The sequence below is a fragment of the Conexibacter sp. CPCC 206217 genome, assembly GCF_030646165.1.
GTDB lineage: Bacteria > Actinomycetota > Thermoleophilia > Solirubrobacterales > Solirubrobacteraceae > Conexibacter.
The window spans coordinates 1-21,987 of the sequence record NZ_JAUTDO010000004.1 but is presented as its reverse complement, the minus strand read 5'-3'; the positions used below and the strand labels follow the sequence as shown (position 1 = coordinate 21,987).

General features: G+C 67.4%; 15 protein-coding genes. 13 read left to right on the top strand and 2 right to left on the bottom strand.

Annotated elements, in window-relative coordinates:
- Positions 1-154: 154 nt before the first annotated feature.
- On the top strand, positions 155-3,544 hold the full coding sequence (locus tag Q7L65_RS11385) for an HtaA domain-containing protein (RefSeq protein WP_304721237.1): 3,390 nt from the start codon (positions 155-157) through the stop codon (positions 3,542-3,544).
- 847 nt (positions 3,545-4,391) lie between these two features.
- Here Q7L65_RS11385 and Q7L65_RS11380 read toward each other — a convergent pair.
- Both Q7L65_RS11380 and Q7L65_RS11375 read right to left on the bottom strand, forming a co-directional pair.
- The gene (locus Q7L65_RS11380; RefSeq protein ID WP_304721235.1) at positions 4,392-4,811 is read right to left on the bottom strand and encodes a hypothetical protein; all 420 of its coding nucleotides are present in this window, start codon (positions 4,809-4,811) and stop codon (positions 4,392-4,394) included.
- Positions 4,812-4,896: 85 nt separating this feature from the next.
- A complete protein-coding gene (locus Q7L65_RS11375) occupies positions 4,897-5,781 on the bottom strand; it encodes a hypothetical protein (RefSeq protein WP_304721233.1) in 885 nt (294 codons plus the stop codon).
- A 288-nt stretch (positions 5,782-6,069) separates the two neighbouring features.
- Between Q7L65_RS11375 and Q7L65_RS11370 the strand changes: the two genes are divergently transcribed.
- From Q7L65_RS11370 to Q7L65_RS11315, 12 genes are all read left to right on the top strand, one after another.
- Positions 6,070-7,461, top strand: a complete 1,392-nt coding sequence (locus Q7L65_RS11370; protein ID WP_304721231.1) for a 3'-5' exonuclease — start codon at positions 6,070-6,072, stop codon at positions 7,459-7,461.
- Positions 7,458-7,868, top strand: a complete 411-nt coding sequence (locus Q7L65_RS11365) for a hypothetical protein (protein WP_304721229.1) — start codon at positions 7,458-7,460, stop codon at positions 7,866-7,868. The genes Q7L65_RS11370 and Q7L65_RS11365 overlap by 4 nt, the downstream gene beginning before the upstream one ends.
- Positions 7,865-8,161 carry a DarT ssDNA thymidine ADP-ribosyltransferase family protein gene (locus Q7L65_RS11360; RefSeq protein ID WP_304721227.1) on the top strand — a complete coding sequence of 99 codons (297 nt, stop codon included), beginning with the start codon at positions 7,865-7,867 and terminating at the stop codon, positions 8,159-8,161. The genes Q7L65_RS11365 and Q7L65_RS11360 overlap by 4 nt, the downstream gene beginning before the upstream one ends.
- On the top strand, positions 8,158-9,867 hold the full coding sequence (locus tag Q7L65_RS11355) for an ADP-ribosylglycohydrolase family protein (RefSeq protein WP_304721225.1): 1,710 nt from the start codon (positions 8,158-8,160) through the stop codon (positions 9,865-9,867). Before Q7L65_RS11360 ends, Q7L65_RS11355 begins: the two co-directional genes overlap by 4 nt.
- 131 nt (positions 9,868-9,998) lie before the next feature.
- Positions 9,999-10,670 (top strand): hypothetical protein, encoded by a 672-nt coding sequence (locus Q7L65_RS11350; RefSeq protein WP_304721223.1) that lies wholly within the window; start codon positions 9,999-10,001, stop codon positions 10,668-10,670.
- On the top strand, positions 10,612-11,784 hold the full coding sequence (locus Q7L65_RS11345; protein ID WP_304721222.1) for an XRE family transcriptional regulator: 1,173 nt from the start codon (positions 10,612-10,614) through the stop codon (positions 11,782-11,784). The genes Q7L65_RS11350 and Q7L65_RS11345 overlap by 59 nt, the downstream gene beginning before the upstream one ends.
- Before the next feature lie 196 nt (positions 11,785-11,980).
- On the top strand, positions 11,981-12,109 hold the full coding sequence (locus tag Q7L65_RS11340) for a hypothetical protein (RefSeq protein WP_304721220.1): 129 nt from the start codon (positions 11,981-11,983) through the stop codon (positions 12,107-12,109).
- 12 nt (positions 12,110-12,121) lie between these two features.
- Positions 12,122-14,881 (top strand): DEAD/DEAH box helicase family protein, encoded by a 2,760-nt coding sequence (locus Q7L65_RS11335; RefSeq protein WP_304721219.1) that lies wholly within the window; start codon positions 12,122-12,124, stop codon positions 14,879-14,881.
- On the top strand, positions 14,878-16,119 hold the full coding sequence (locus tag Q7L65_RS11330; protein WP_304721217.1) for a restriction endonuclease subunit S: 1,242 nt from the start codon (positions 14,878-14,880) through the stop codon (positions 16,117-16,119). Before Q7L65_RS11335 ends, Q7L65_RS11330 begins: the two co-directional genes overlap by 4 nt.
- Before the next feature lie 10 nt (positions 16,120-16,129).
- Positions 16,130-17,593 carry a class I SAM-dependent DNA methyltransferase gene (locus Q7L65_RS11325; RefSeq protein WP_304721216.1) on the top strand — a complete coding sequence of 488 codons (1,464 nt, stop codon included), beginning with the start codon at positions 16,130-16,132 and terminating at the stop codon, positions 17,591-17,593.
- A gap of 1,712 nt (positions 17,594-19,305) precedes the next feature.
- Positions 19,306-19,896, top strand: a complete 591-nt coding sequence (locus Q7L65_RS11320; RefSeq protein ID WP_304721214.1) for a helix-turn-helix domain-containing protein — start codon at positions 19,306-19,308, stop codon at positions 19,894-19,896.
- A gap of 914 nt (positions 19,897-20,810) precedes the next feature.
- Positions 20,811-21,428 carry a hypothetical protein gene (locus tag Q7L65_RS11315; protein WP_304721213.1) on the top strand — a complete coding sequence of 206 codons (618 nt, stop codon included), beginning with the start codon at positions 20,811-20,813 and terminating at the stop codon, positions 21,426-21,428.
- The last annotated feature ends 559 nt before the right edge of the window (positions 21,429-21,987 follow it).

Here is a 21,987-nt window from a genome sequence, read left to right as displayed (position 1 = left end):
TCGCTCGGCGGGAGGACCTGAGCGGATCGCGAGGTGTAAGGTCTACCTAACTTCTCCTGCTCAGCGGCCGTGCTGGAGGAGGTAGGGGCGCCCCGCGCATCCGCGCGATGTCGCCGACCGGGGGCCGCCGTTCATCTTGGAAGGTGCATTCGACGTGAAGAGCCTGCTCGCTCGCACGGTGGCGTTCGTCGTCCTCGTGCTGGTGCTCCTCGTTCCCGGTCAGGCCGCCCACGCGGCCGACCCCGTTGCGATCACGGAAGGCGCAGGGCTCGACTGGGGGCTGAAGAGGTCGTGGCGCAACTACATCACCGCGGCGGGGACGACGCTGACCGACGGCGCGACCCAGAACCCTGACGGCACCTTCCACTTCCCGCTCGTGAGCGGCAGCTTCGACACGGTCACGAGAGCGACGGTCGTGCAGTTCGGCGGCACCGCGCAGTTCCTCGGACACTGCGAGCCGACGCCGTTCGAGCGGCCGTGCCAGCTCGACCTGACCATGTCGGCGCCGCGCGTGGAGATCACCGAGGACCACGTCGCGCTGTTCGTGAAGATGTCGAGCAAGCCGATCAGCGGCGGCGACATCGTCGACTACCCCGACATCGAGCTGGCCTCGCTCGACGTCGAGCAGGTCGCGCCGACGGTCACCGGCGGCACGACGAGCTGGAGAGAGATCCCGGCGATCATGACGGCGGCGGGCGCGGCCGTCTTCAGCTATCCGGTCGGCACCGTGCTCGACACGCTCTCGTTCGGCTACAGGGGCCCCGGCGGCAAGCCCGTCGGCGAGACCTGGACGGAGCCGGGCGCGCCGCTGTACGAGCCGGCCGCCGTGGCGGCGGCGCCGGCCAACCTGATGCAGAGCCAGCCCGGCCGCAACGCCAACGAGCTGGTCGCGTCGCTCTACCAGGACGCCAACAGCGTCGCCGTGCTCGACCGCGACACGCTCGCGCCGAGGGCGCTGCTGCCGGCGGTCAGCGGCCGCCTGGTCGAGCCGGTGTCGATCGCGACCGATCCTGCCAGCGGCGCGATCTTCTTCGGCACCTCGATCAACGACAGATCGAAGGGCCTGCATGCCTACGCCTACGACGGCGCCGCGCTGACGGGTGGCATGCTCGACGGCTCCAGGGTCGACGCGACGACCGACACCGGCGCGGGCGTCTGGGACGCCCAGAACGGCCGCTACCTCGTCGTCCGCGGCTACGCGGCCAGGCAGGAGCTGTGGCAGATCAGGAGAGACGGGCTCGGGGTCTGGCAGGCGAGCGCGATCGGCGTGATCAGGGGCATCAACGGGCAGCCGGTCACCGGCCTCTTCCGCTCGCTGGCGTTCGCGCCGGGCGGCGGCCCCGGCCTGCCGGACGTGCTCGTCGCCGCCAACAGCTACGGCGGCCAGCTCAAGCGGCTGTGGGTCGACGCCGACAGCGTGCTGGCCGAGGACCTGCCGCAGGGCAGAGGCGCCAACGCCGTCCAGGTCCTGCGCGTCAGAGACGGCCTCTACGCGATCGACGGGGTCGGCGACGTGCGCTTCCTGCCGATCTTCGGGTTCGGGGCGTACCTCAGCCTCGATCCCGCGGGCGAGCCGGTGCGCGTGCCGTCCGGCGGGCAGAACGTCAACACCCACCGTGTCACGGTCGCGTATGACCAGAACAAGCTGTTCCTCGTCAGCCATCAGATGACGAAGGTCACCGAGCTGGTCTCCGGGACGCTGCGGCGCAGCTTCGTCGTGCCGGGTGTGTCGCTGTTCAGCTATTGGGACGACGCGCTCGTCGGCGCCTCGCGCAGCGGCGACCTGCTGGTCAGAACTCCCGGCAGAGGCGTGCGGTCGCTGACCTACCGCGCGACGGCGCCGGCCATCACTACACAGCCGGCGGACGCGGTCGTCACGCTGGCCGACGTCGCCGGCAGCGCGACCGCGACCTTCAGCGCCGTCGCGACGGCCGACCCGGCGCCGACCGTGCGCTGGCAGTGGCGCGTGCCGGGCCAGACCAGGTGGGCCGACGTCGCCGCGGGCGCCGGCGTCGAGGGTCAGGCCACGCCGACCCTGAGGGTCGCCGTCGGCGACGCCGACCGCGGCAGGCAGTACCGCGCGGTCTACGCCAACACCGGCGGCGAGCTGAGCACGCAGGCGGCGACGCTCGACGTCCAGGCGCCGCCGACGATCTCGGTCCAGCCGGTGCCGGTGGCGGCGCTGGAGGGCGACGACGCCTCCTTCACGGTGATGCCGAGCGGCAACCCCGAGCCGACCGTCACCTGGCAGCGGCTGGTCGACGGCTACTGGCAGGCGGTCGACGCCGACAGCGGCGACTTCGCCGTCGACGGCGGCTTCCTCGTCGTCCGCGACACGCGCCGTGCGATGTCCGGCAGCAGCTTCCGCGCGCGCGTCGTCAACGCCGCCGGCACGGTCTTCAGCGTCCCCGTGACGCTGCGGGTCGACCAGGCGCTGACCGCGCCGGTCACGTTCGGCGGCGGCCACGTCGACTGGGGCTTCTCCGAGCGCTGGCGCTGCTACGTCGTCGGCAACGTCGCACGCGGGCAGATCGAGCTCTCGGGCGGCGTCGAGCGGATCGGCGGCACGCTCGCGAGCGGATCGCTCTGCACCGGCCGCAACGCCGGTTCCGAGCAGCTGCGCTTCCCTGTTCGCGGCGGCCGCTACGACCCTGCGAGCGGCAGGCTGGAGGTCGCGCTCGGCGGCTCCGTGCGCTTCTGGGGTCACGACTACCACGTGCCCGGGAACACGACGCCGCAGCTGGACACGCGCTTCTCGAACCTGCGGGTCGTCGCGGACGCGACGACCGGCACGCTCTACGCCGACGCGGTCGGCGCCACGATGGAACATCCGGAGCCCGTGACCCGCACCGGCGTCGCGCTCGTGCGCGTCGACCTCACCGGGGTGAGCCCGGCGCCGTTCGAGGGCGGGCTCGGCTGGAACAGCCTGGCGACGACGCTGACGGCGACGGGTGCCGAGGTCTTCGGCAGCTATCCGGAGGGCGAGCCGTTCGACCGGCTGGCGCTGGCGCCGAGACTCGGGGCGCCGCAGCCCGATCCCGAGCCGGGCCCCGATCCGACGCCCGACCCCTTGCCCGACCCGGGCTCCAGGCAGCCGACGCCCCCGGTGCCGACGCCGGTCCCCGGGCCGGGTCCGACGCCCACGCCCACCCCGGCACCCGCGCCGAGGGCAGCCGCAGCCACGCCGCGCGTCGTCTCCGCGGCGGCCACGACGGTGGTCGATCCGCGCCGGTTCGCGACTGTCGCGACCGTCGTCTGCCCGGCCGCCGCGTCCGGGGGCTGCCGCCTCGGCACGCCGAGACAGGCCCGTGTGACGATCGGCGGCAGGCGCTACGCGGTGCGGGTCATCGCTCCGCAGCGTGTCGCCGCAGGTCGCCGCGCGATCGTGCGCGTGCAGCTGACGAAGGCCGCCGCCAGACGACTCGCGGGCCGCCGCGCGGTCGTGCGGATCGCGCTGACGACGACCGCCGGCGGCAGGCGCACCAGCCGCACGGTGACCGTCAGGATCACGAGGGGAGCGGCGAGGGGGCGCACGCGCGCGTGAGCGTGGCGGTCACTCCGGTTCGTGCTGGGCGAGGACGCGGCTGAGCAGGCGGGTCAGCGTCTGGCGATCCCTGGCTGACAGCGGCTCGAGCAGATCGTCCTGGACCTGTTCGAGCACGCTGTCGAGGCGGCGCAGCTGCCGGACCCGCCTCTCGTGAGGGTCACGCGGTTGCGCCGTCCGTGGTCGGGGTCGGGCTCCCAGCCGAGGTCGTCGAGCAATCGCATGAACGGCTCGAAGTGACCGCGCCGCCTGCGGGCCGCAGCGAAGTCGGTGTTGGTCAGGGCGAGATAGATCGTGTCGATCTCGCCCAGCTCCGCGATGGCCGCGGCGCGCAGCACGTCGCGTTACCGAGGGCCTAGAACCTTCGGTGCCAGGCCCCGGGGTGTCTTCAGCACCGCCGGGGCCACTTTGTGGACGGGCGGCCACGATAACTCTGGCCGGCGCCGTCACCCAGCCCAATCGGGCCGAATCCAACGGCATCGGCGGCAATCGGCCGGAATAAAGGCACTAGTGCCTGAAATCACCGGGAATCACCGCCGATCCACGGCGATCCCCGAAACGACGAAACCCCCGTGGTGACGGGGGTTTCGAGGAGTGGAGCTAGCCGGGCTCGAACCGGCGACCTCCTGGGTGCGATAAAGCCGCTCTCGCGCTGGAAAAGGTACGATTTTGCAGGTATTTTGGTCTGAGTATCGGGTTCGTGGCCGCACGTGGATTCCTGCGGATTACCGGCGATCCGATGGGTTTCTGCCACTTCGCGGTGCTGAGTGGCAAGCAAGGACGGCCGGGCCCGGCTGCTGACCTTAGGCGTCGACATCGCGATGCCGGCGGCCGGACGCAGATCGGTCTAGTCGTGCTTCGCGACCTTGTAGGTCACGTAGCCGAAGAAGAAGCCTCCGAGCAAGAGCTCGACGACAGCCGCGTAGCCAATGACCTCGAAGACCGATTGGAAGGCGTCGCTGCTTCCGCAGCTCGAGTGGAATGTCCAGCCGACGAGCGAGAAGATAGAGAGCAGCAGTAGCCAAAGGCAGGCGGCGAGCAGATTGGCGATCAGAAGGCTGAACGCCTCGCCGCGACGCAGATCGGCGACGATTGGCCGCTTCGGATCGAGCGACACGAGGATCGCGACCGACGCCAGCAGGAACCCGAGGGCGCTGCCGGCGATCGGGGCGATCTGCTTGTAGAGATCGATCTGGTCGGTATCGCTCAGCCGTGCCAGGGCCGGCCGGGGCTTCGACATGAAAAGGTGCTCGCCGACGACAACCACGAGTACTGACGCGATGAGGATGCCGAGGGGGTAGCGCAGGGTCGACCTGCGCAGGACGTCGGTGATGCGAGATCGGGGAGTGGCCCTAGGCAAGGCTGCTCATCTTGGCAGCACGGTTGAGCGGTTTCCCGCCCTCGTCCGGATCCTCGACCTCCCTCCGCGCTGACGCGATTCGCGCGTACATCATGTCGTTCGTGTCGGTCTGCTCGTAGAGGACTCTTCGGAAGATCCGTTGTCTCTTCATGTCGAGCTCTTGGCGTCTGCCTTGGGCGTCTTCGCCGACGATGACGAGCGCATCGACGAGGTCCCCGTAGGTCGCGAGTCGGCCGACGCCGGCGGCGACGCTCTTGTGGAGGAAACGGTCCCTCTTGCGGTCGACGCTGAGCTCGACGTTGACCGTCACCGCTTCGGATTCGCGTCCGGCGACGAAGAAAGCCTTGAATCCCTTCAGCTCCTCGTCGGCCTCCATCTGCTCGGCTTCGGCCGTGCCGATCTTGACGGTGGCCTTCGTCAGCCGCTTCTTGAGCTTCTTGAAGCGCTGCACGACGTCGGAGGCGTAGATGTTCTCGATGCGGCAGCGCTGTCTGGTCGTCTTGGAGAAGTAGGTCGACAGGTATTTGATGACCGGCGCGTCGCGGGACGAGATCGCTCCGAGAAAGCCGTCGGGCCAGAGCATCGCGTACGTGAAGTCGGTGACTCTGTAGTCCTGCTCAATCTCGACCAGCTCCGGCTCCCGATCGGGACCGATGATGTACGGGCGATCGTCGCGGATCCGCAGGAACCGGAAGCACGAAGGCTCGTCGCCTTCGCCGATCTCGTCCACGATCACGGCCATCAGGAGGCCGTGATCGGAGACGACCCACACTCTCTCCTCAAGGTCGTTGATTGGGTCGAGGGCCGCCTCGATATCGAATGGCGTTTCGGGGTCAAGGTCTTCGACGGCGTAGAAGACAATTCTCCGGGCGAGCATAGGAACATTCTCGTTCCAGGACCGGACAAGTGCGCCGATTCCAGGTAAGACAACCGGCGTCGCGAGGACGACGAGCGCCGGGAGCGCTCGACTGCCAACGGGTGCCCATGCTTTGCCGCGGCATGAGAATCGTCACCATGTGAGCCGGCGGACTGGCGATGGGCTGGCTCAAGACCCCTGTCTTACGTTCCGATAGGCGTGAGTGAGGGCGGAAATGACCAGGGGACGGTGACGGGTGAGGGTTTCGCAGGTAGTATCGATGGCGGGCGCGGACGTGAGGACGGGGCCGTGACGCTGCCACGGCCGGTCGGTGAGCAGCGCAGAGTCGTCAGCATGACGCCCTCCGGGCACGCCGTCGTGCTCGGGACGGCTGGTTCGGGCAAGACGACGATGGCCGTCCATCGGGCTGCGCATCTCGGCGATCCACGGACCGGACATGCCGGTCCGACGCTGCTGCTGACCTATAACCGGGCGCTGTTGGCCTACTTCGATCACCTCGGCGCCGCGACGCTGCCGAATGTCACCGTCTGCAACTACCACAGGTTCGCGCGCGGGTACCTCAATGCCCGCGGCCTGATGGGCACCGACGAGATCGTCAAGTCCGATCAGTCCCGCAAGGGCTTTATCCGGATGGCGCTCGACGACGTGCGACGGGAGCGTGGCACAGCCGGCGTGCTCGGCCGCGACGAGGAGTTCTTCTTCAGCGAGCTTAGATATATGGCGCAGCATGGTCTGTTGACCCGCGAGACCTACCTCGCCAGCGAGCGCATCGGCCGCCGCCAGGCGCTGGACCCGGCAGCTCGCCCGCTCGTCTTCGATGTGCAGGACCGCTACGTCGCGCTGCGCGCGGCGCGCGGCTTCAGGTACGACTGGGACGACATCGCGTTCTACGCGCGCTGCGCCTTCGAGCTCGACGGCCCGCAGCGGATGTATCGGCACATCGTCATCGACGAGGGCCAGGATTTCTCGCCTGAGATGATCCGGTCGCTCGCGCTCGCCATGAGAGCGGACGGGTCGCTGACGCTGTTCGGTGACGTCGCTCAGCAGATCTACGGGCGTGGGATCTCGTGGCGGCGTGCCGGTCTCAACGTGAACGCCGTCTGGAGATTCGAGCACAACTATCGCAACACGCCGGAGGTCGCTGCGCTCGGTCTGGAGATCGCGGCGATGCCGTACTTCAGAGACCAGCCCGACATGGTCGCCCCCAGGGGATTTCGTGCCAGCGGTCCGCCGCCGACCCTCGTCCGGCTCAGCGACATCGTCGCCGAGAGCAGCTTCGTCGTCCAGCAGGCCCGTGCGGCGTCGGTCACCGACAGCGTTGGCGTGCTGCTGACCCGTCACGAGGACGAGCCCCGCTTCGCAGCTGCCTTTCAGGGCGCGCAGCGCCTCGATCGTGATCTTGAGCGCTGGCGCGGCGGCCCCGGGATCAGCTACGGGACCGTGCACTCCGCCAAGGGGTTTGAATTCGACACCGTCATCCTCGTCGGCGTCACTGCAGACCGCTGGCCCGAGCCACGCGCGGTCGCTGCCGATGGCGAGGAGGAGGCGACGGCGGTCGGCGGTCGGCTGCTCTACGTCGGCGTCACCCGCGCTCGTCAGAATCTGATCATGACCGCGACCGGAGACCTGACCCGGCTGCTTCCCGGAGCGGACGGGCTGTGGACGACGGTGACGCGGTGAACGTCGCCGAGCTCGCGGCCGAAAAGGGCATCACGCGGCTCTGCCACTACACGCCGCTGAGCAACCTCCTGCACCTCGCGGCCGAGGATCGCGGCCTGCTGAGCCTCAAGCAGCTCGCCGCCACCGCCAGCGAGCACGATCGGCAGGATCTTCTCCGGCTCGACGGTCATCATGACCACATCAGTTGCTCGATCGAATACCCCAACGCGTGGTACTTGCGCAGACGGCTCTTCCAGGCCACCGCGATCCAGCGGCTCTTTCCCGACTGGGTTTGCCTGATGCTGGCGCCCCAGAGCCTCTGGCAGCCGGGCACCCGCGTCTGTGTCCGAAACGCCGCGGCGGCTAACGGCAGCATGATCCGCGACGTCTCCCCGACGGCGCTTCGTCGCTCTACGCGCCGACCGTGAGCGGCACCGGCAACCGCCTCTACCGGCGCAGCAGCACCCGCCTGCCAGCCTGTCCGACCGATGATCAGGCCGAGGTGCTCGTGCACCGCACAATCCCGATCGCCGATGTGGTCACCGTTGCGGTCGCGACTGAGACCGCCGCCGCGCGGGCGCATGCGGCGCTGGATCAGATCGGCGCGACGATCGAGACGGCGACGTGGGCGGTCGCGCCTGTCCTGTTCAACGCGAGCTCGCTCAGCGCCGCGGTCGCCGCCGGCCAGCGGCCCGCCGAGACGCCGTGGCAGCCGGCATGAGCGACACGCGCTGGCAGGAAGCGGTCCAAGGCGCGATGCTCGCGTTCGCGGTCGGCGATGCGCTCGGCTGGCCGCTTGAGACCCGCGGCAACCGGGTCGGCGGAACCAGCGAGCTGCGCGCGACGCTCGACCTGAGGTCTTGGACCCGGCGCGAAGGTGGCCGCTTCGCGCCGCACGAGGAGCAACTCCCCGTCGGCGCCTACTCCGACGACACCCAGCTGACGCTCGCGGTCGCGCGGAGTCTCAGCTACGACGACCACTGGTGGGACTACTTCACCGACGCTGAGCTGCCGTGGTGGCCGCACTACGAGCTCGGTGGCGGCGGCGCGTCCAAACGCGCCGCGCGCGCGTGGGCCAGAGGCATCGCGCCGTGGGGCAGAGGCGGCGCGAGAGGCTACTGGACTGCCGGTGGAAACGGGGCCGCGATGCGGATCCTGCCCCACTGCACGCACCGCGGAGTACCGTTCGAGTACGTACGGCGCCGGGTGCTGGCCGACGGCGCCGCGACCCACGGCGACCCGCTCGCGCTGCTCGGTGGCCAGCTCTACGCCTACGCCTTGTGGATGACGCTGCAGCGCAGCGAATCGCTGCGCTGGGGCGAACTGCTCGACGAACTGCTCATGGACGCCGGCCTTTGGACGCTGCTCGAGCTCGACGCCGTTCCGCGCGCGTGGGCCGAGCACGTTCCCTCCGACTATCAGGCACGCTGGCGGGAGACGACGCGCCGGACGATCGACCAACTCGCGCGTGCTCGCGACGAGATGCGCAACGGCGCGCTCACGATCGACGAACAGGTCCTGCACGAGCTCGGCGCCTTCTCGGAGGCCAGCGGCGCTGGCACCATCACGGCCGTCAGCGCCGTCTACCTCGCCTCTCGTCACGCCGCGAACCCGCAGCATGGCCTGCTGCGCGCAGCGTTCGCTCGAGGCGCTGACACCGACACGCTCGCCGCGATGACCGGCGCGCTGCTCGGCGCGCTGCACGGGCCCGGTTGGCTGGAGAGGGCCGCTCACGACGTGATGGACGCCGACCTGCTCACCCACGTCCTGTCCGACCGGCGCCGCACCCAGCCCGCCACGCCGTACTCGCGCGCCGCGCAACGTCACGTCGACGAGCAACTGGCCTTCGCAGACCGTGGCGACCGCCTCGACCTCCCGTTCTACGGCGATGTCGAGATCCTCGCCGTGCACGACCTCGACAATCGCGCCTCCCACATTCGCAGCTGGTGGATGCGCAATCGCTCCGGCCAGACCTTCCGCGTCAAACGCATCAGCAGAACCGACCCGGCGCCGTGGATGCCGCTCCCCTCACACGCCGAACTCGTCATCACGGCGCCGGCAACCACTCAGGTCGAGAATGGCCGCATCCGTAGCGGCTTGGTCGTTCGCGTCGCCGACATTAGCGACGCTCGCACCTTCTATACGCTCGTGCTCGGCCTCGACGTCACTCGTGAGACGGCAACGCAGGTCGTCCTCGCGGGTTGGCTCGCGCTCGAACACGACCCGCATCCAGAACAGACGCGCTTCCGATTCGCCGACACCGCCGACCAGATGACCATCACTCTTTACGCCGACGACATCACGTTCCGGTCGATCACCGAGCGCCTCAAAGCGCTGGGTCACTCCCACCGGATCGATCACGACGGCCGACGGCTGCGCACCGCAGACTTCGAAGAAACCCCCATCGAGATCCGCCTCACCAGCTAGAACTCTGTTCTGTCGACGCGGTCGGGCAAAACGAACGCAGGCGCGCAGTAGAAGAGGGAGTTCCCTTTTTCCGTCCTCCTCAGAGGTAGGATAAGAGGAACTGGTGTCCTAGACGGAGGTTCCGTGCCTCGATGGCCACGCCCGCACATAACTTCGAGCAGCCGCACGATCGCTCCGCTCGCTTGTACCAACTCGGCCTGACGGAGGCGATCCTCGAGATGGTTGTGCTTCGTGGTCTTGCGCAGCGCCAGGCGTGCACGGCGTTCCATACGCCGGCAGCGCCGGGCACGCGCCAGTGGGAGGAGTGCCACGTCGGCCTGCGAGAGTTGCTGACGCCGCTCGACTGGAAGCCGACCGACGCGGGCGGCTTCTCTCGAGTCATCAGCCCGGACGGCCGTCGGGCGATTACGGTCGCGACTGGCGACCGCAACACCGGCCTCATCAAGGACGACGGCCTCTACGGGCCCGTTCAGCCTCGGACGAAGTACAGCAAGGGCAGACAGACGCGGATCGCAGTGCGGGCCAACCAGCAGCTCGCGCTGCTCGACGCGCGGGACCAGCCCGCGGCCGAGAGCGATGGCGCGATCTGGCAGGAGACCCGATATCTGCTGGTCGCGACAACCGACGACGAGGTTCGCTACGAGCTGTCGCTGCCGAGCGAGCAGGACGAGAAGGGCTTCATCGTCTCTTGGTCGGAGCGCATCGTCTTTCCCGCGATCGACATCGCTACGTTCAACACCCAGTTTGACGACGACGACAGCGACGGCGGGGACGGCATCGACATCCCGGTCGTCCGGATATGACGGAGAAGTGTTTACCCCTTCACGACTGACGCTCGCTCGAAGACGTCGCGGCTACACCAAGAAGCGCGTCGCCGAGCTGGCAGGACTCACCCCACGCATTATCGTCGCCTACGAAGCCGGCGAAAGAGAACCGAGCCCAAAGACGCTTGTCACGCTCGCTGACGTGCTGAGATTCCCGGTCGCCTTCTTTGAGGGCGACGATCTCGAGCCAGTCGCCGATGAGGCAGCAAGCTTTCGATCGCTGAGCAAGACCGCTGTCGGAAGACGATATGCGGCGCTTGCCGCTGGTGAGCTGGCCTTCGAGTTGCAGGACTGGATATCAGCTCGGTTCAGTTTGCCGGCGTCCGACGTGCCGCAACTCGGTCCGGGCGGGGTCGACCCCGAAACCGCCGCGCAGGTCGTCCGTGCTGAATGGAGACTGGGGGAGAAGCCTGCACCCAATCTGGTGCACCTTCTTGAGGCGCACGGTGTGCGGGTCTTCTCGCTCGCGGAGGAGTGCTACGACGTCGATGCATTCTCGCTGTGGCGTGGCGGGGAGCAGCCCTACGTCTTCCTGAACACGCAAAAGTCAGGCGAGCGCAGCCGATTCGACGCGGCGCATGAGTTGGGACACCTCGTGATGCACTGGCACCATGACGGTCCCCAAGGCAGAGAAGCCGAGCAGCAAGCCAACCGATTCGCTGCTGCGTTTCTGATGCCGGGCGCCAGCATCACGAGCACAGTGCCCCGTAGCCCGTCGCTCGATCAGATCATCAGGGCCAAGCAGCCGTGGAGAGTGTCCGCGGCTGCATTCACGCACCGCCTGCACCAACTCGGAGCGTTGACGGACTGGCACTACCGCATGCTCTACATGGAGATCGGCAGACGCGGCTACCGCACTGGGGAGCCGAACGGCATTCAACGCGAGACCTCGCAGATTCTCAACAAGGTCTTCGCAGCGCTTCGCAAGGAGAGCATCACCAAGGCCGACATCGCCAGAAGACTGCGCCTCAACTCGGCCGATCTTGACGCACTCGTTTTTGGGCTTGTGATGTTGTCGGCACGGTCCCCGGCGGGTGGCGAACCTTCTGTCCCAACACCTCTGCCGAGACCGCGCGAGCTCAGGTTGGTCTAGAGCCTCACAAGTCGCGGGGCCGAGGGAATCACCTCGCCCCGCGCGGTGAATCAGAGTCCGTCGATGGCTCAGACCCTACGTCGCCGCTCGGAGCAGTCGGCGCGGGCTGGGCAGTTTCCGTAAACGAGCGTTACCGGTCCCACAAGGAGCTGGGATCGGCGCGCCGGCAGGTCGACGCCGCGAAAGGGTTGGCACCATGCCCGCCATCGGTGCCGTCGACGGGCCGTTGCGAGCGCGGCCGAGCGCCGCGCGCCTCACGGCGACGCTGCTGCAGATCGACGCCGGCGTCGAGAGTTCGGCGCTCACACGTCGGCGCGCCCGGTAGCCTGTGGGCAACATGGATGTGGGGGCTGACGTGGACCGGCTGGCGGCAGAGGCACGCGCGCGGGTGTTGATTGATCGGCAGCTCGGTGAGGCCGGCTGGTCGGTGCAGGACAAGCAGGCGATGAACCTCTTCGCTACGCGCGGGGTCGCGGTCCGCGAGGTGACGCTGAAACCTGGCCACGGACGCGTGGACTACGTGCTCTATGTCGACCAGGCGGCCGTCGGCGTGATCGAGGCCAAGCCGCAGGGGACGCCGCTGTCGGGCGTGGAGTGGCAGAGCGCGATGTACGCCGAGGGGCTGCCTCCGGACGTTCGTCTGGCCGGGCTCACTAAGGATGGGCGTCTCCCGTTCGTGTTCGAGGCCAGCGGCACCGAGACCCACTTCACCAATGGCTTTGATCCAGAGCCTCGCGCGCGACGCATCTTCCACTTCCCGCAGCCGGCAACCCTGGCAGGCATCCTCAAGCGCAAGGACGACGAACATCCGACCTGGCGCGGCAAGGTGAGCGATCTGCCGCCACTGGATGAGAAGCCGCTGCGCCCCGCTCAGATCACGGCGATCAACGGAGTGGAGCGCAGCCTCACGGAGGGGCGATACGACCGCAGCCTCGTCCAGATGGCTACGGGTGCGGGCAAGACGTACACCGCGGTGACGCTGTCCTACCGGCTGCTCAAGCACGGCGGGTTCGATCGAATCCTGTTTCTCGGGGACCGTAACAACCTCGCCAAACAGACGAGGACCGAGTTCGAGAACTACCAGACGCCCGACGACGGCCGGAAGTTCACCGAGCTCTACAACGTCAATCGCCTGCGACGCGGTCCGATGCCGGACGCGACGAGCGTCGCGATCTCCACGATTCAGCGGGTCTTCAAGGCGCTGCGCAACGAGGAGGTCGGCGACAACGACGACCCGGGGCTGGATGGCTGGGTGCCTGACGCTCCGGTAGCCGTTGCGTACAACCGTGACATCCCGCCCGAGGCGTTCGACCTGGTCATCGTCGATGAGGCGCACCGCTCGATCTACGGCCAGTGGCGCGGCGTCCTGGAGTACTTCGACGCGCACATCGTCGGCTTGACCGCCACCCCGGGCAAGCAGACGTTCGGCTTCTTCAAGCAGAACCTCGTGTCGGAGTACACCTACCCGCAGTCAGTGGCCGACAACGTCAACGTCGACTTCGACATCTACCGGATCAAGACGCAGATCAGCGAGCAGGGATCAACCATCGAAGCGGGCACCGTCGTTCCCAAGGTCGACCGCCGTACGCGCGCCCAACGGTACGAGGCTCTCGACGAGGACCTCGAGTATCAGGCTCGGCAACTCGATCGGGAGGTCACCGCGACCGACCAGATCCGCACGGTGCTCGAGACGTTTCGCGACCGGCTGTTCACCGAGATCTTCCCGGGCCGCTCGGTCGTTCCGAAGACCCTGATCTTCGCCAAAGACGACGCCCACGCCGAAGAGATCGTCACCCAGGTGCGCGAGGTGTTCGGCAAGGGCAACAACTTCGCGGCGAAGATCACCTACAACGCGAAGAACGCTGAGCGCCAGCTCGCCGCGTTCCGCACGAGCGCCGCGCTGCGCATCGCGGTCACCGTCGACATGATCGCCACCGGCACCGACGTCAAGCCGCTGGAGTGCGTCTTCTTCATGCGGGACGTCCGCTCGCCGCAGTACTTCGAGCAGATGAAGGGCCGCGGCGCTCGCACGATTCCCGATGCGGACTTCCAAGCGGTCACGCCCGACGCGACTGAGAAGACGCGCTTCGTGCTCGTCGACGCCGTCGGCGTCACCGAGCACGAGTTCGTCGAGCCGCCCCTCAACCGTGTGAAGTCGATCAGCCTGGCCAAGCTCCTCGAGAAGACGGCAAACCTCACGATCACCGAGGACGAGACCGCGACCCTCGCTTCGCGCCTCGCGGCCCTGGAGGCGCAGATCACCCCCGACGAGCGCGCCGAGCTGGACAAGGTCGCCGGCGGTTCGCTGCGGACCGTCGTGCGCCATCTCGTTGACGCGGTCGACGCCGACGCCCAGGCGAAGGCCGTCGAAGGTGCCGCCGATCCTGACGCCGCCCGCCAGCAGCTCATCGTCGACGCCGTCCGCCCGTTGGCCGCCAACCCCGATCTGCGCTCTCGCATCCTGGAGCTGCGTCGCGCACACGACCGTGTCATCGACGAGGTCTCCGCCGATAGCCTCGTCGACGCTCACGGGGTCGTCGACACGAGCAAAGCGAAGTCGGTCGTCACCTCGTGGCAGGCGTACCTCGACGAGCACCGCTCCGAGATCACCGCGATCCAGGTGCTCGCCGAAGCGCGCGAGCGGCGCGTGTCGTTCGACGACATCAGAGAGCTGGCCGACCGTATCGCCCGGCCGCCCTACAACTGGACGCCCGACATCATCTGGAACGCGTACGCCGCGGTCGAGCTTGACGGGCAGCGCGATTCCGGCGCGCGCCGGACGCTCACGGACCTCGTGTCGCTTGTCCGCTTCGCGCTCGGCGAGGACGATCAGCTCATCCCGTACGCTGACCGCGTGAACGAGCGCTACGCCGGCTGGCTGCTCCAGCAAGATCAGGCCGGGGTGGCCTTCACCGACACCGAGCGCTGGTGGCTCGACCGCATCGTCGAGGTCATCGCCACATCTGCGGGCATCGCTCCGGCCGACCTCGACAACCCGCCATTCACCGAGAACGGCGGCGCCGATGGCGCCATCCGCGACCTCGGCGACCGTGCGGCGATCCTCCTCGACGAACTCAACCAGGAACTCACCGCGTGACCTGGCCGGTTGTGCCGCTCAACGACCTCCAGGCGGATGTGCCGCGGGCGATCACGGACGGACCGTTTGGGTCGAACCTCGCGAGTCGCCACTACACCGACGACGGGCCGCGCGTAATCCGGCTTCAGAACATCGGCGACGGCTCGTTCGTTGACGAGAAGGCCCACATCTCGCAGGAGCACTTCGAGTCCCTTCGGGCTCATGAGGTTCTTGCAGGCGACCTGCTCGTCGCATCGTTGGGGCAAGTGCTCCCACGTGCTTGCCTGGCGCCGCCAGCGCTCGGCCCTGCGATCGTGAAGGCCGACTGCATTCGGGTCCGTCTCCACCCCGACGTTGACCCCCGCTGGGTGATGTATGCGCTGCAGCGTCCAGAGGTTCGTCGCTGGGCGGACAGCCATCGTCACGGAGTCGGGCGGCCACGACTCGGGCTCAAGGTGATCCGCCAGATCCCGGTCCCGCTTCCACCTTTGGATGAGCAGCGGCGGATCGTCGAACTCCTCGAGGACCACCTCTCCCGCCTCGACGCCGCACAGGACGGAGTTAGCACGTCCATTCGCCGTTCATTGGCTTTGGTGACCTCGTCCCTCACCGCGGTAGTCTCGGATGGGGCGGCCGGTTCACCCGTTTCGACCGTTGGCGCTGAGGCCGAACGTGTCGAGTATGGGAGCAGCGCAAGATGCCACGTGCCGCCGAGCGACGGCGACGTTCCCGTTCTCCGGATGGGGAACTTGAAGAACGGGCAGATCGATCGGCGCGAACTGAAGTTTCTACCGAACGACCACCCGGACTTCCCCAAGCTTCTCCTGGCTCCGGGTGATCTGCTCTTCAACCGGACCAACAGCGCCGAACTCGTTGGCAAGTCGGCCGTGTTCGACTCGGCCACCGTGACGTCATTCGCCTCGTACCTGATCCGCGTTCGTTTCGGCGCCACCGTCGATCCCCGGTGGGCGAACATCGTGATCAACAGCCCGCAGGGCCGCGCCTACATAGCAAGTGTCGCGACGCAGCAGGTTGGCCAGGCCAACGTCAACGGAACCAAGCTGAAGGCGTTCCCGTTGCCGATGCCCACGCTGGCCCGTCAGCGAGAACTCGTCGCAGCCCACGAGCGAATCGTCAGCGACGCGTGTCGGCTGAGCGCGGTAGCCGACGACTCCCTTAGACGTTCTGCCGCCCTCCGGCGCTCCCTTCTCGCCGCGGCCTTCTCCGGCCAGCTCACTGCTGAGACGGCGACCGCGTAAGAATGCGCTCGTGACCGAAACGCGCCGCCTCGTCTCCAAGCTCGTCGCCGGGAGCAATGTCCTCCGGGATGCGGGCGTCAACATGTACGAGTACACCGAGCAGCTCACCTACCTGCTCTTCCTCAAGATGGCGCAAGAGCGCGCGACTCGATCGCTCAACCCGGAACGCGTCGTGCCCGAGCAGTACTCGTGGAGCCAGTTGCTCGGGCTGTCTGGCGAGGCGCTCGAGGACGCCTACAACCACATCCTGCGCGGTCTGGCCAGCCAGCCCGGCGTGCTCGGCACGATCTACCGCGGCGCGCAGAACAAGATCACCAACCCGTCGCACTTGAAGACGCTGATCGTCGACTACCTCGATAAGGAGAACTGGTCGGCGGCCGGGTCGGACATCAACGGAGACGCCTACGAAGAGCTGTTGGAGCGCAGCGCCGGGGACACAAAGACGACCGCCGGGCAGTACTTCACGCCGCGTCCGCTCATCGATGCGGTCGTCGATGTCGTGCAGCCGACCGTCAACGACCGGGTCGTCGACCCGGCTTGCGGCTCCGGCGGGTTCCTGCTCGCCGCCTACGCACACGCGACCCGCGACGCCGCCCTGCTGACGCCGCCCGAGCGCGAGCACCTGCGCACGACCTTTGTCCACGGGGTCGACATCGGCACCACCACCTCGCGTCTGGCGTCGATGAACCTCCTGCTGCACGGCCTCGGGTCGATCACCGGCGACTCGCTCGTCGATCAGAAGGACGCGCTGATCGCCGATCCCGGCGAGCGGTGGAGCGTCGTCCTGGCCAACCCACCGTTCGGGCGAAGCTCCAGCACCGACATCGGCAACGGAAGCGACGACGGCACGGAGATCTTCCGTCAAGACTTCGTCGTCACGACATCCAACAAGCAGCTGAACTTCCTGCAGCACATTATGACCATCCTCGACATCAACGGCCGCGCCGGGGTAGTGATGCCGGACAACGTGCTGTTCGAGGGCGGCGCCGGCGAGACGCTGCGACGCAAGCTGCTGACCGCGTTCGACCTCCACACGCTGCTGCGCCTGCCGACCGGGATCTTCTACAAGCCCGGCGTGAAGGCCAACGTCTTGTTCTTCGACAAGAAGCCGGCTGCCGAGCAGCCGTGGACGCAGCGCCTATGGGTCTACGACCTGCGTACCAACAAGCACTTCACGCTGAAGAAGAACCCGCTGCGCCGCGACGACCTCGACAACTTCGTGTCGTCCTACCTGCCGGGCCGCCCGCGCGACGAGCGCTCGGAGTCCGAGCGCTGGAAGCCGTTCTTCTACGACGAGCTCATTGCCCGCGACAAGGTCAGCCTCGACATCACATGGCTGCGCGATGAGTCCTTGGAAGACGCCGACGGCCTGCCAGCGCCCGACGTCATCGCCCGCGAGATCGTCGAGGACCTCACCGCTGCGCTCGCCGAGTTCGAGGCTGTCGCCGCGGCGCTCGAGGCAGAGCGCAACTGACGACGCTTCGCGCGACACCCTGGAGCCGCTCCCGGCACGCCCTGCTGCCTTGCAGGCCCTGACCGCGCCGCCGGTCCGGTTGTCATAGTTGTCCCTTATCGGTCCCAGCTCCCACTGGGACCGACCCGCCGGCGAGCAACCGCCCAGGCGCGCGACGTGGCGCTGCTCGGCGCCCATGACCGCTGAGCCCCCACTCGCCGGCACGACGTCGTCCTGCGCGAGCTGAGCGGCGACTGGCTGACCGGCACGAAGGGCGCCGTCATCAGCCTCTACTGCGATGCCGTGCTCGTCGAGGTCGCCGATGCCGCCGGCCGCACGCGCACACGCTGACGATCCCGACCGCCCTGCTCGCCCGCACGGCTCGCTGACGCCTGCCGTCGCGGCGCCGACACCAAGAGGCCTCCGAGCCGGTCGGAAGCCGTGCTTCGCCGAGCAGCTCCAGGTGCTCGGCGACGACGTCGATGAGGTCGGGGGCTCATCTGCGCCTCCCACACCCGCCCGCGGTCTTCGCGCCACGCACGCACAGGTATGCGTCCGCGCGAGCGTCAAGCCGGACATCGCCGATCCGCAGCTCGCACAGCTCCGCGGCACGCAGACCGGCGCGGCCGAGCAGCTCGCACACGATCCGGCGCGGCGACGTACCCTTGCCCTGGCAGGATGCCCAGCCGCCGCAGATGCCACTAGGGTCGGGACTCCTGCGCAGGGGGAGAGCCACGCGGAATCGGAACCGGCGCTCTCAATGGACTGCTTTGCGAACCTACCCGTCACATGGGTTATCGAGGACGACGTTCTGGCACCAGACGGCATGACGAAGCCATGCTCGGCGAGGCACGCCGCACCCGCTTCTGGCAGGCCGTTGGGGGTACGGCAGCCGTCGTAGCGATTGTGCTGACTGCGGTGTTCTGGCTGCTCGATCAAGAGGCTCCATCGGCATCCATCACGCTTGCGCAGACGCCAAACAATGCAGTTGTGCCCAGACCAGTCAGCACCTTCGGGACCCCGCCCGCGTACACACCCGATACGGGAAGACAAGAGTCGCACTGCGAGGAGTGGGAGTCGTGGATCGATCAAATAGGGGGCGCGATGCTGTCTCCCGCACGCCTCTTGGTCGCCAGCCCAGCCGAAACGGCGAGCACAATTACTGATGTCAGAGTACGCGTGTTTCGTCGCTATCGACCATCGGAACCGACGCTTGTGCGATGCGTGTACGGAGCTGGTGGCGAGGAGCCGCACTACTTGTACGTAAATCTGGAACGACCCGCGACTGCGGCCAGACTCACGAGTATCGACCGTCGCCGCGACATCAGAATTCCGGAGGGATTCTTCGGCGTTGCAGCTGGGCGAACCGAGTCGATCGCCGTGCTGCCAAGAGGTGCCGACCGTCACTTCTACGAATGGGGCCTCGAGCTGACGGTCACCGTTGACCGCCGGCAAGAGACGTTCCCCATCGGAACCAGAGAGAGACCACTTCGAAGCTGGTTCGGTGCCGCGCCGACGGGAGTGGACTACGACATGATCACCAGACGTTGGACAGCTCGTCGGTGAACATAAGGAGCCGTTACCGGACCCACAACCCACTGGGATCCGTCGTCGCGCCGCGGCGGCGAGCCGGTTCCATCGTGCCCGGCTGAGAGACTGCGCTCGGTTGCTGCTGCGCGGGCGCGCGCTCGGCGGGCGCCTCCTGACTGCTCCTCGAACTAAGGATTCTGTACATGGCCTCGATCGCCAGCAGCGTGCAAGCCATCGTCGATGAGATCGACGCGAAGCTGGCCGAGCTGCGGCCGGTTGTGGATGAGTACAACACGCTCGAGGCCGCCCGCGCCGTCCTGATCGAACGCGGCGCCATCTCGGCTCCTGCACCCCGCGGGCGACCGCGCGCCGCGCAAGTCGCCAGACCTGCCAGAGCCGCAGGAAGACGCGCTCCTCGCGGTGCCAACCGCGCAGCCATCCTCGCCTTCGTCGCCAGCAACCCGGGCGCGACCGTCGCGCAGATCTCCGACGCGACCGGGATCGCGAAGCCGACGATGCACTCCACCGTCTACTCGCTTCGCCACAAGGGCGAGCTGGTCGCAGAGGGCGCCGGCGTCGCGCTGCCCGAAAGAGCGACCCCGACGGCCTCGTCCGCGAGAAGACGCACCGCGGCAAGAGGAGCTGCAGCAACAGGGGCTAGACGCCAGGCGAGAGGACGCGGCAGCCGCACACCTGCCACGAGAAGAGCGCCACCGGCTAGTGGCCCGAATGCCACCCAACAGGCCGATTCCTCGTCGACCGCTGAGCCGTTGGCGCCCGACGACGCCGGCTGAGCGCGCGACGCCGACCTTCGAACGCCTGTCGTGGCGCGTGGTCGCGCATAGATCGCGGCGCCTCTGCAGCCATGTCGGCGCACACAGGTGCCCTATATCGGTCCTGGCCTCCGCGCCGGGGCGTCCCCGGGCGGGCGATCCTCAGCGTGACTGCCACGCTTCTGCGGCGCCCTGGCGCTGCGCTCGGGGCCAGCATCGAGAAGCGCGGCTGAACGAGCAACTGGCACTAGCCACAGGCAAGCTTCATTGCGTGGACTAGGTAGGTTTGTGCAGCGGCACAATTCTTGCGTGAGCCGTGTATAACATTAGAGTTGCGTCTCGCAACTGGTCTGATATGCTGCCTTTGCGCCAAGGACAATGGGAACTTTGGCGCTAAACAGGGGGGCATGGGTGCGACTTGCTCGTGCTTCACGACGAATCCAATGGAGGTTGGGTTTGCGAATCAGGGGACCGGCGAGCCGGCGAGCTGGAAGGCTCGTGCTCGCCACAATGCTCTCGTTGCTTATGGGGGCGGTGATGACCGGCGCGTTCGCGAGTAGTGCGAGTGCGACGCCTGGGGCATCCTATTTCTGCCCGGCATCGGCAACTAGTACGATCGCTTTGAATAGATATGAATCATCGGGCGATCGGTGCACGGCGTGGTTTCAGTATCTCACGGGCGTTCAGGCAAGCAATATCAATGCCTACAGACGATGCGCCGTAGCAAAGCCAGAGGCGAACGGGTCCGGCGGAAACGTCTTCCCGGCAGTCTGTGGTGCAGGGAGAGAGATCTACACCGGCACGTACTCGCGTACGACAGCCTACGCCGTAATCATTAACTACGAAGCAAATGGACACACTGGCTTCTGGGCCGTGGGACAGTGGGATTCGCCATGAGAACGACAACTAGACTTGCCCGCCGAGCAGCTCTCGGGGTGGCCGCGGCTGCCGCGATCGGTGGCGTTGGCGTCGTCGCGATGTCGGCCGTTGCTGACGACACGACCAGCGGTACTCAACCAGTCGCCAAGACGCTCAAGCAAATCCCGGCGGTCACGGAAGTGCCGGGAGCTATCGCAGAGCGCTTCGCCGTGTTGCAGCAGCCGTCCAGCGAGCGTTACAGCCGCAATGGCGACGCGCATGCTGAAAGCATCCTTGCTAGCGCGGGAGGAAACACCGGACTTGCGCGGCGTACTGGCGAGGCATCTGCACCGGCGACCTGGCTCGTGCCCGGTGACCAAGAAGTGTGTCTCGTGGCCGAAGATATCGATAAGCGGTATCCAGGCGCTCGGGCGCTCACATGCGACACGTTGGATCGGGTCGACCGCAACGGCCTTTACCTCGCGACCGGGGAACGGGCCAAGGCGGATGTCCGTGGCATTGTGCCTGACGGCGTTGACACAGTGACCGTGTATTTCGCGAAGGGCGCGACATCCCAGGTTCCGGTGGTCGGCAATGGCTACCGATTCACCACGACGACTGAACCGGCAACAAGAATGTCGTGGACTGACACGAATGGAGAGACGACGTCGGTGACACTGGGGCTCTTGCCCTAAGCGACGTTGTATGTACCTGAGGCGCCGGCCGCGGCGCAAGCCGCGGCCCGCCTCAGTGAGCGTGCCTCTCATCCGACTGACTTCGATAGCCCAGCGGGAACCGATCGCGGGACGTGACGCCACCGGCCGTCGAAGCCGGCGCTCGCCTATTCGATGGGCAGGGACTTAATCGAAGACGGTTCGTAATAGCACGCCGTTGCCTGAACGTTGTCGCATGCTGACGATGACGCCCCGGAACTGCTCAGGGAACAGCCTGCGGACCGCAACGGCTGCCGCGCGACCCATCGCAGCGGGAGCTGTTCACAGACCCGCTCCCGACAGACCGCGGGTTGCGCGGGACCGTGGTTGTCAGGCTACTCTTGATCAGTGGCTCTGGACCCAGAAGTGCGCGACGAGTTTCCGAAATCGGCCAAAGCCGGCAGCTGGTGGCGGTTTCTGCTCGCAGCGGTGTTAGTGATCCTGCTGACGGCCGGCGCGACCGCGACCGCGGGCCTGTTGAACGTGCAGAACTTCGTCGACGACCTGAAGGCCGGCGGCACGATCAGAGGGCTCGGCAGAA

What these genes read in the sequence shown, in the direction of transcription:
- Q7L65_RS11335 (WP_304721219.1), top strand. Translation starts at nt 12,122, where the DNA reads ATGGATGTGGGGGCTGACGTGGACCGGCTGGCGGCAGAGGCACGCGCG.
- Q7L65_RS11340 (WP_304721220.1), top strand. Translation starts at nt 11,981, where the DNA reads ATGCCCGCCATCGGTGCCGTCGACGGGCCGTTGCGAGCGCGGCCGAGC.
- Q7L65_RS11355 (WP_304721225.1), top strand. Translation starts at nt 8,158, where the DNA reads ATGAGCGACACGCGCTGGCAGGAAGCGGTCCAAGGCGCGATGCTCGCG.
- Q7L65_RS11350 (WP_304721223.1), top strand. Translation starts at nt 9,999, where the DNA reads ATGGCCACGCCCGCACATAACTTCGAGCAGCCGCACGATCGCTCCGCT.
- Q7L65_RS11375 (WP_304721233.1), bottom strand. Translation starts at nt 5,781, where the DNA reads ATGCTCGCCCGGAGAATTGTCTTCTACGCCGTCGAAGACCTTGACCCC.
- Q7L65_RS11320 (WP_304721214.1), top strand. Translation starts at nt 19,306, where the DNA reads ATGGCCTCGATCGCCAGCAGCGTGCAAGCCATCGTCGATGAGATCGAC.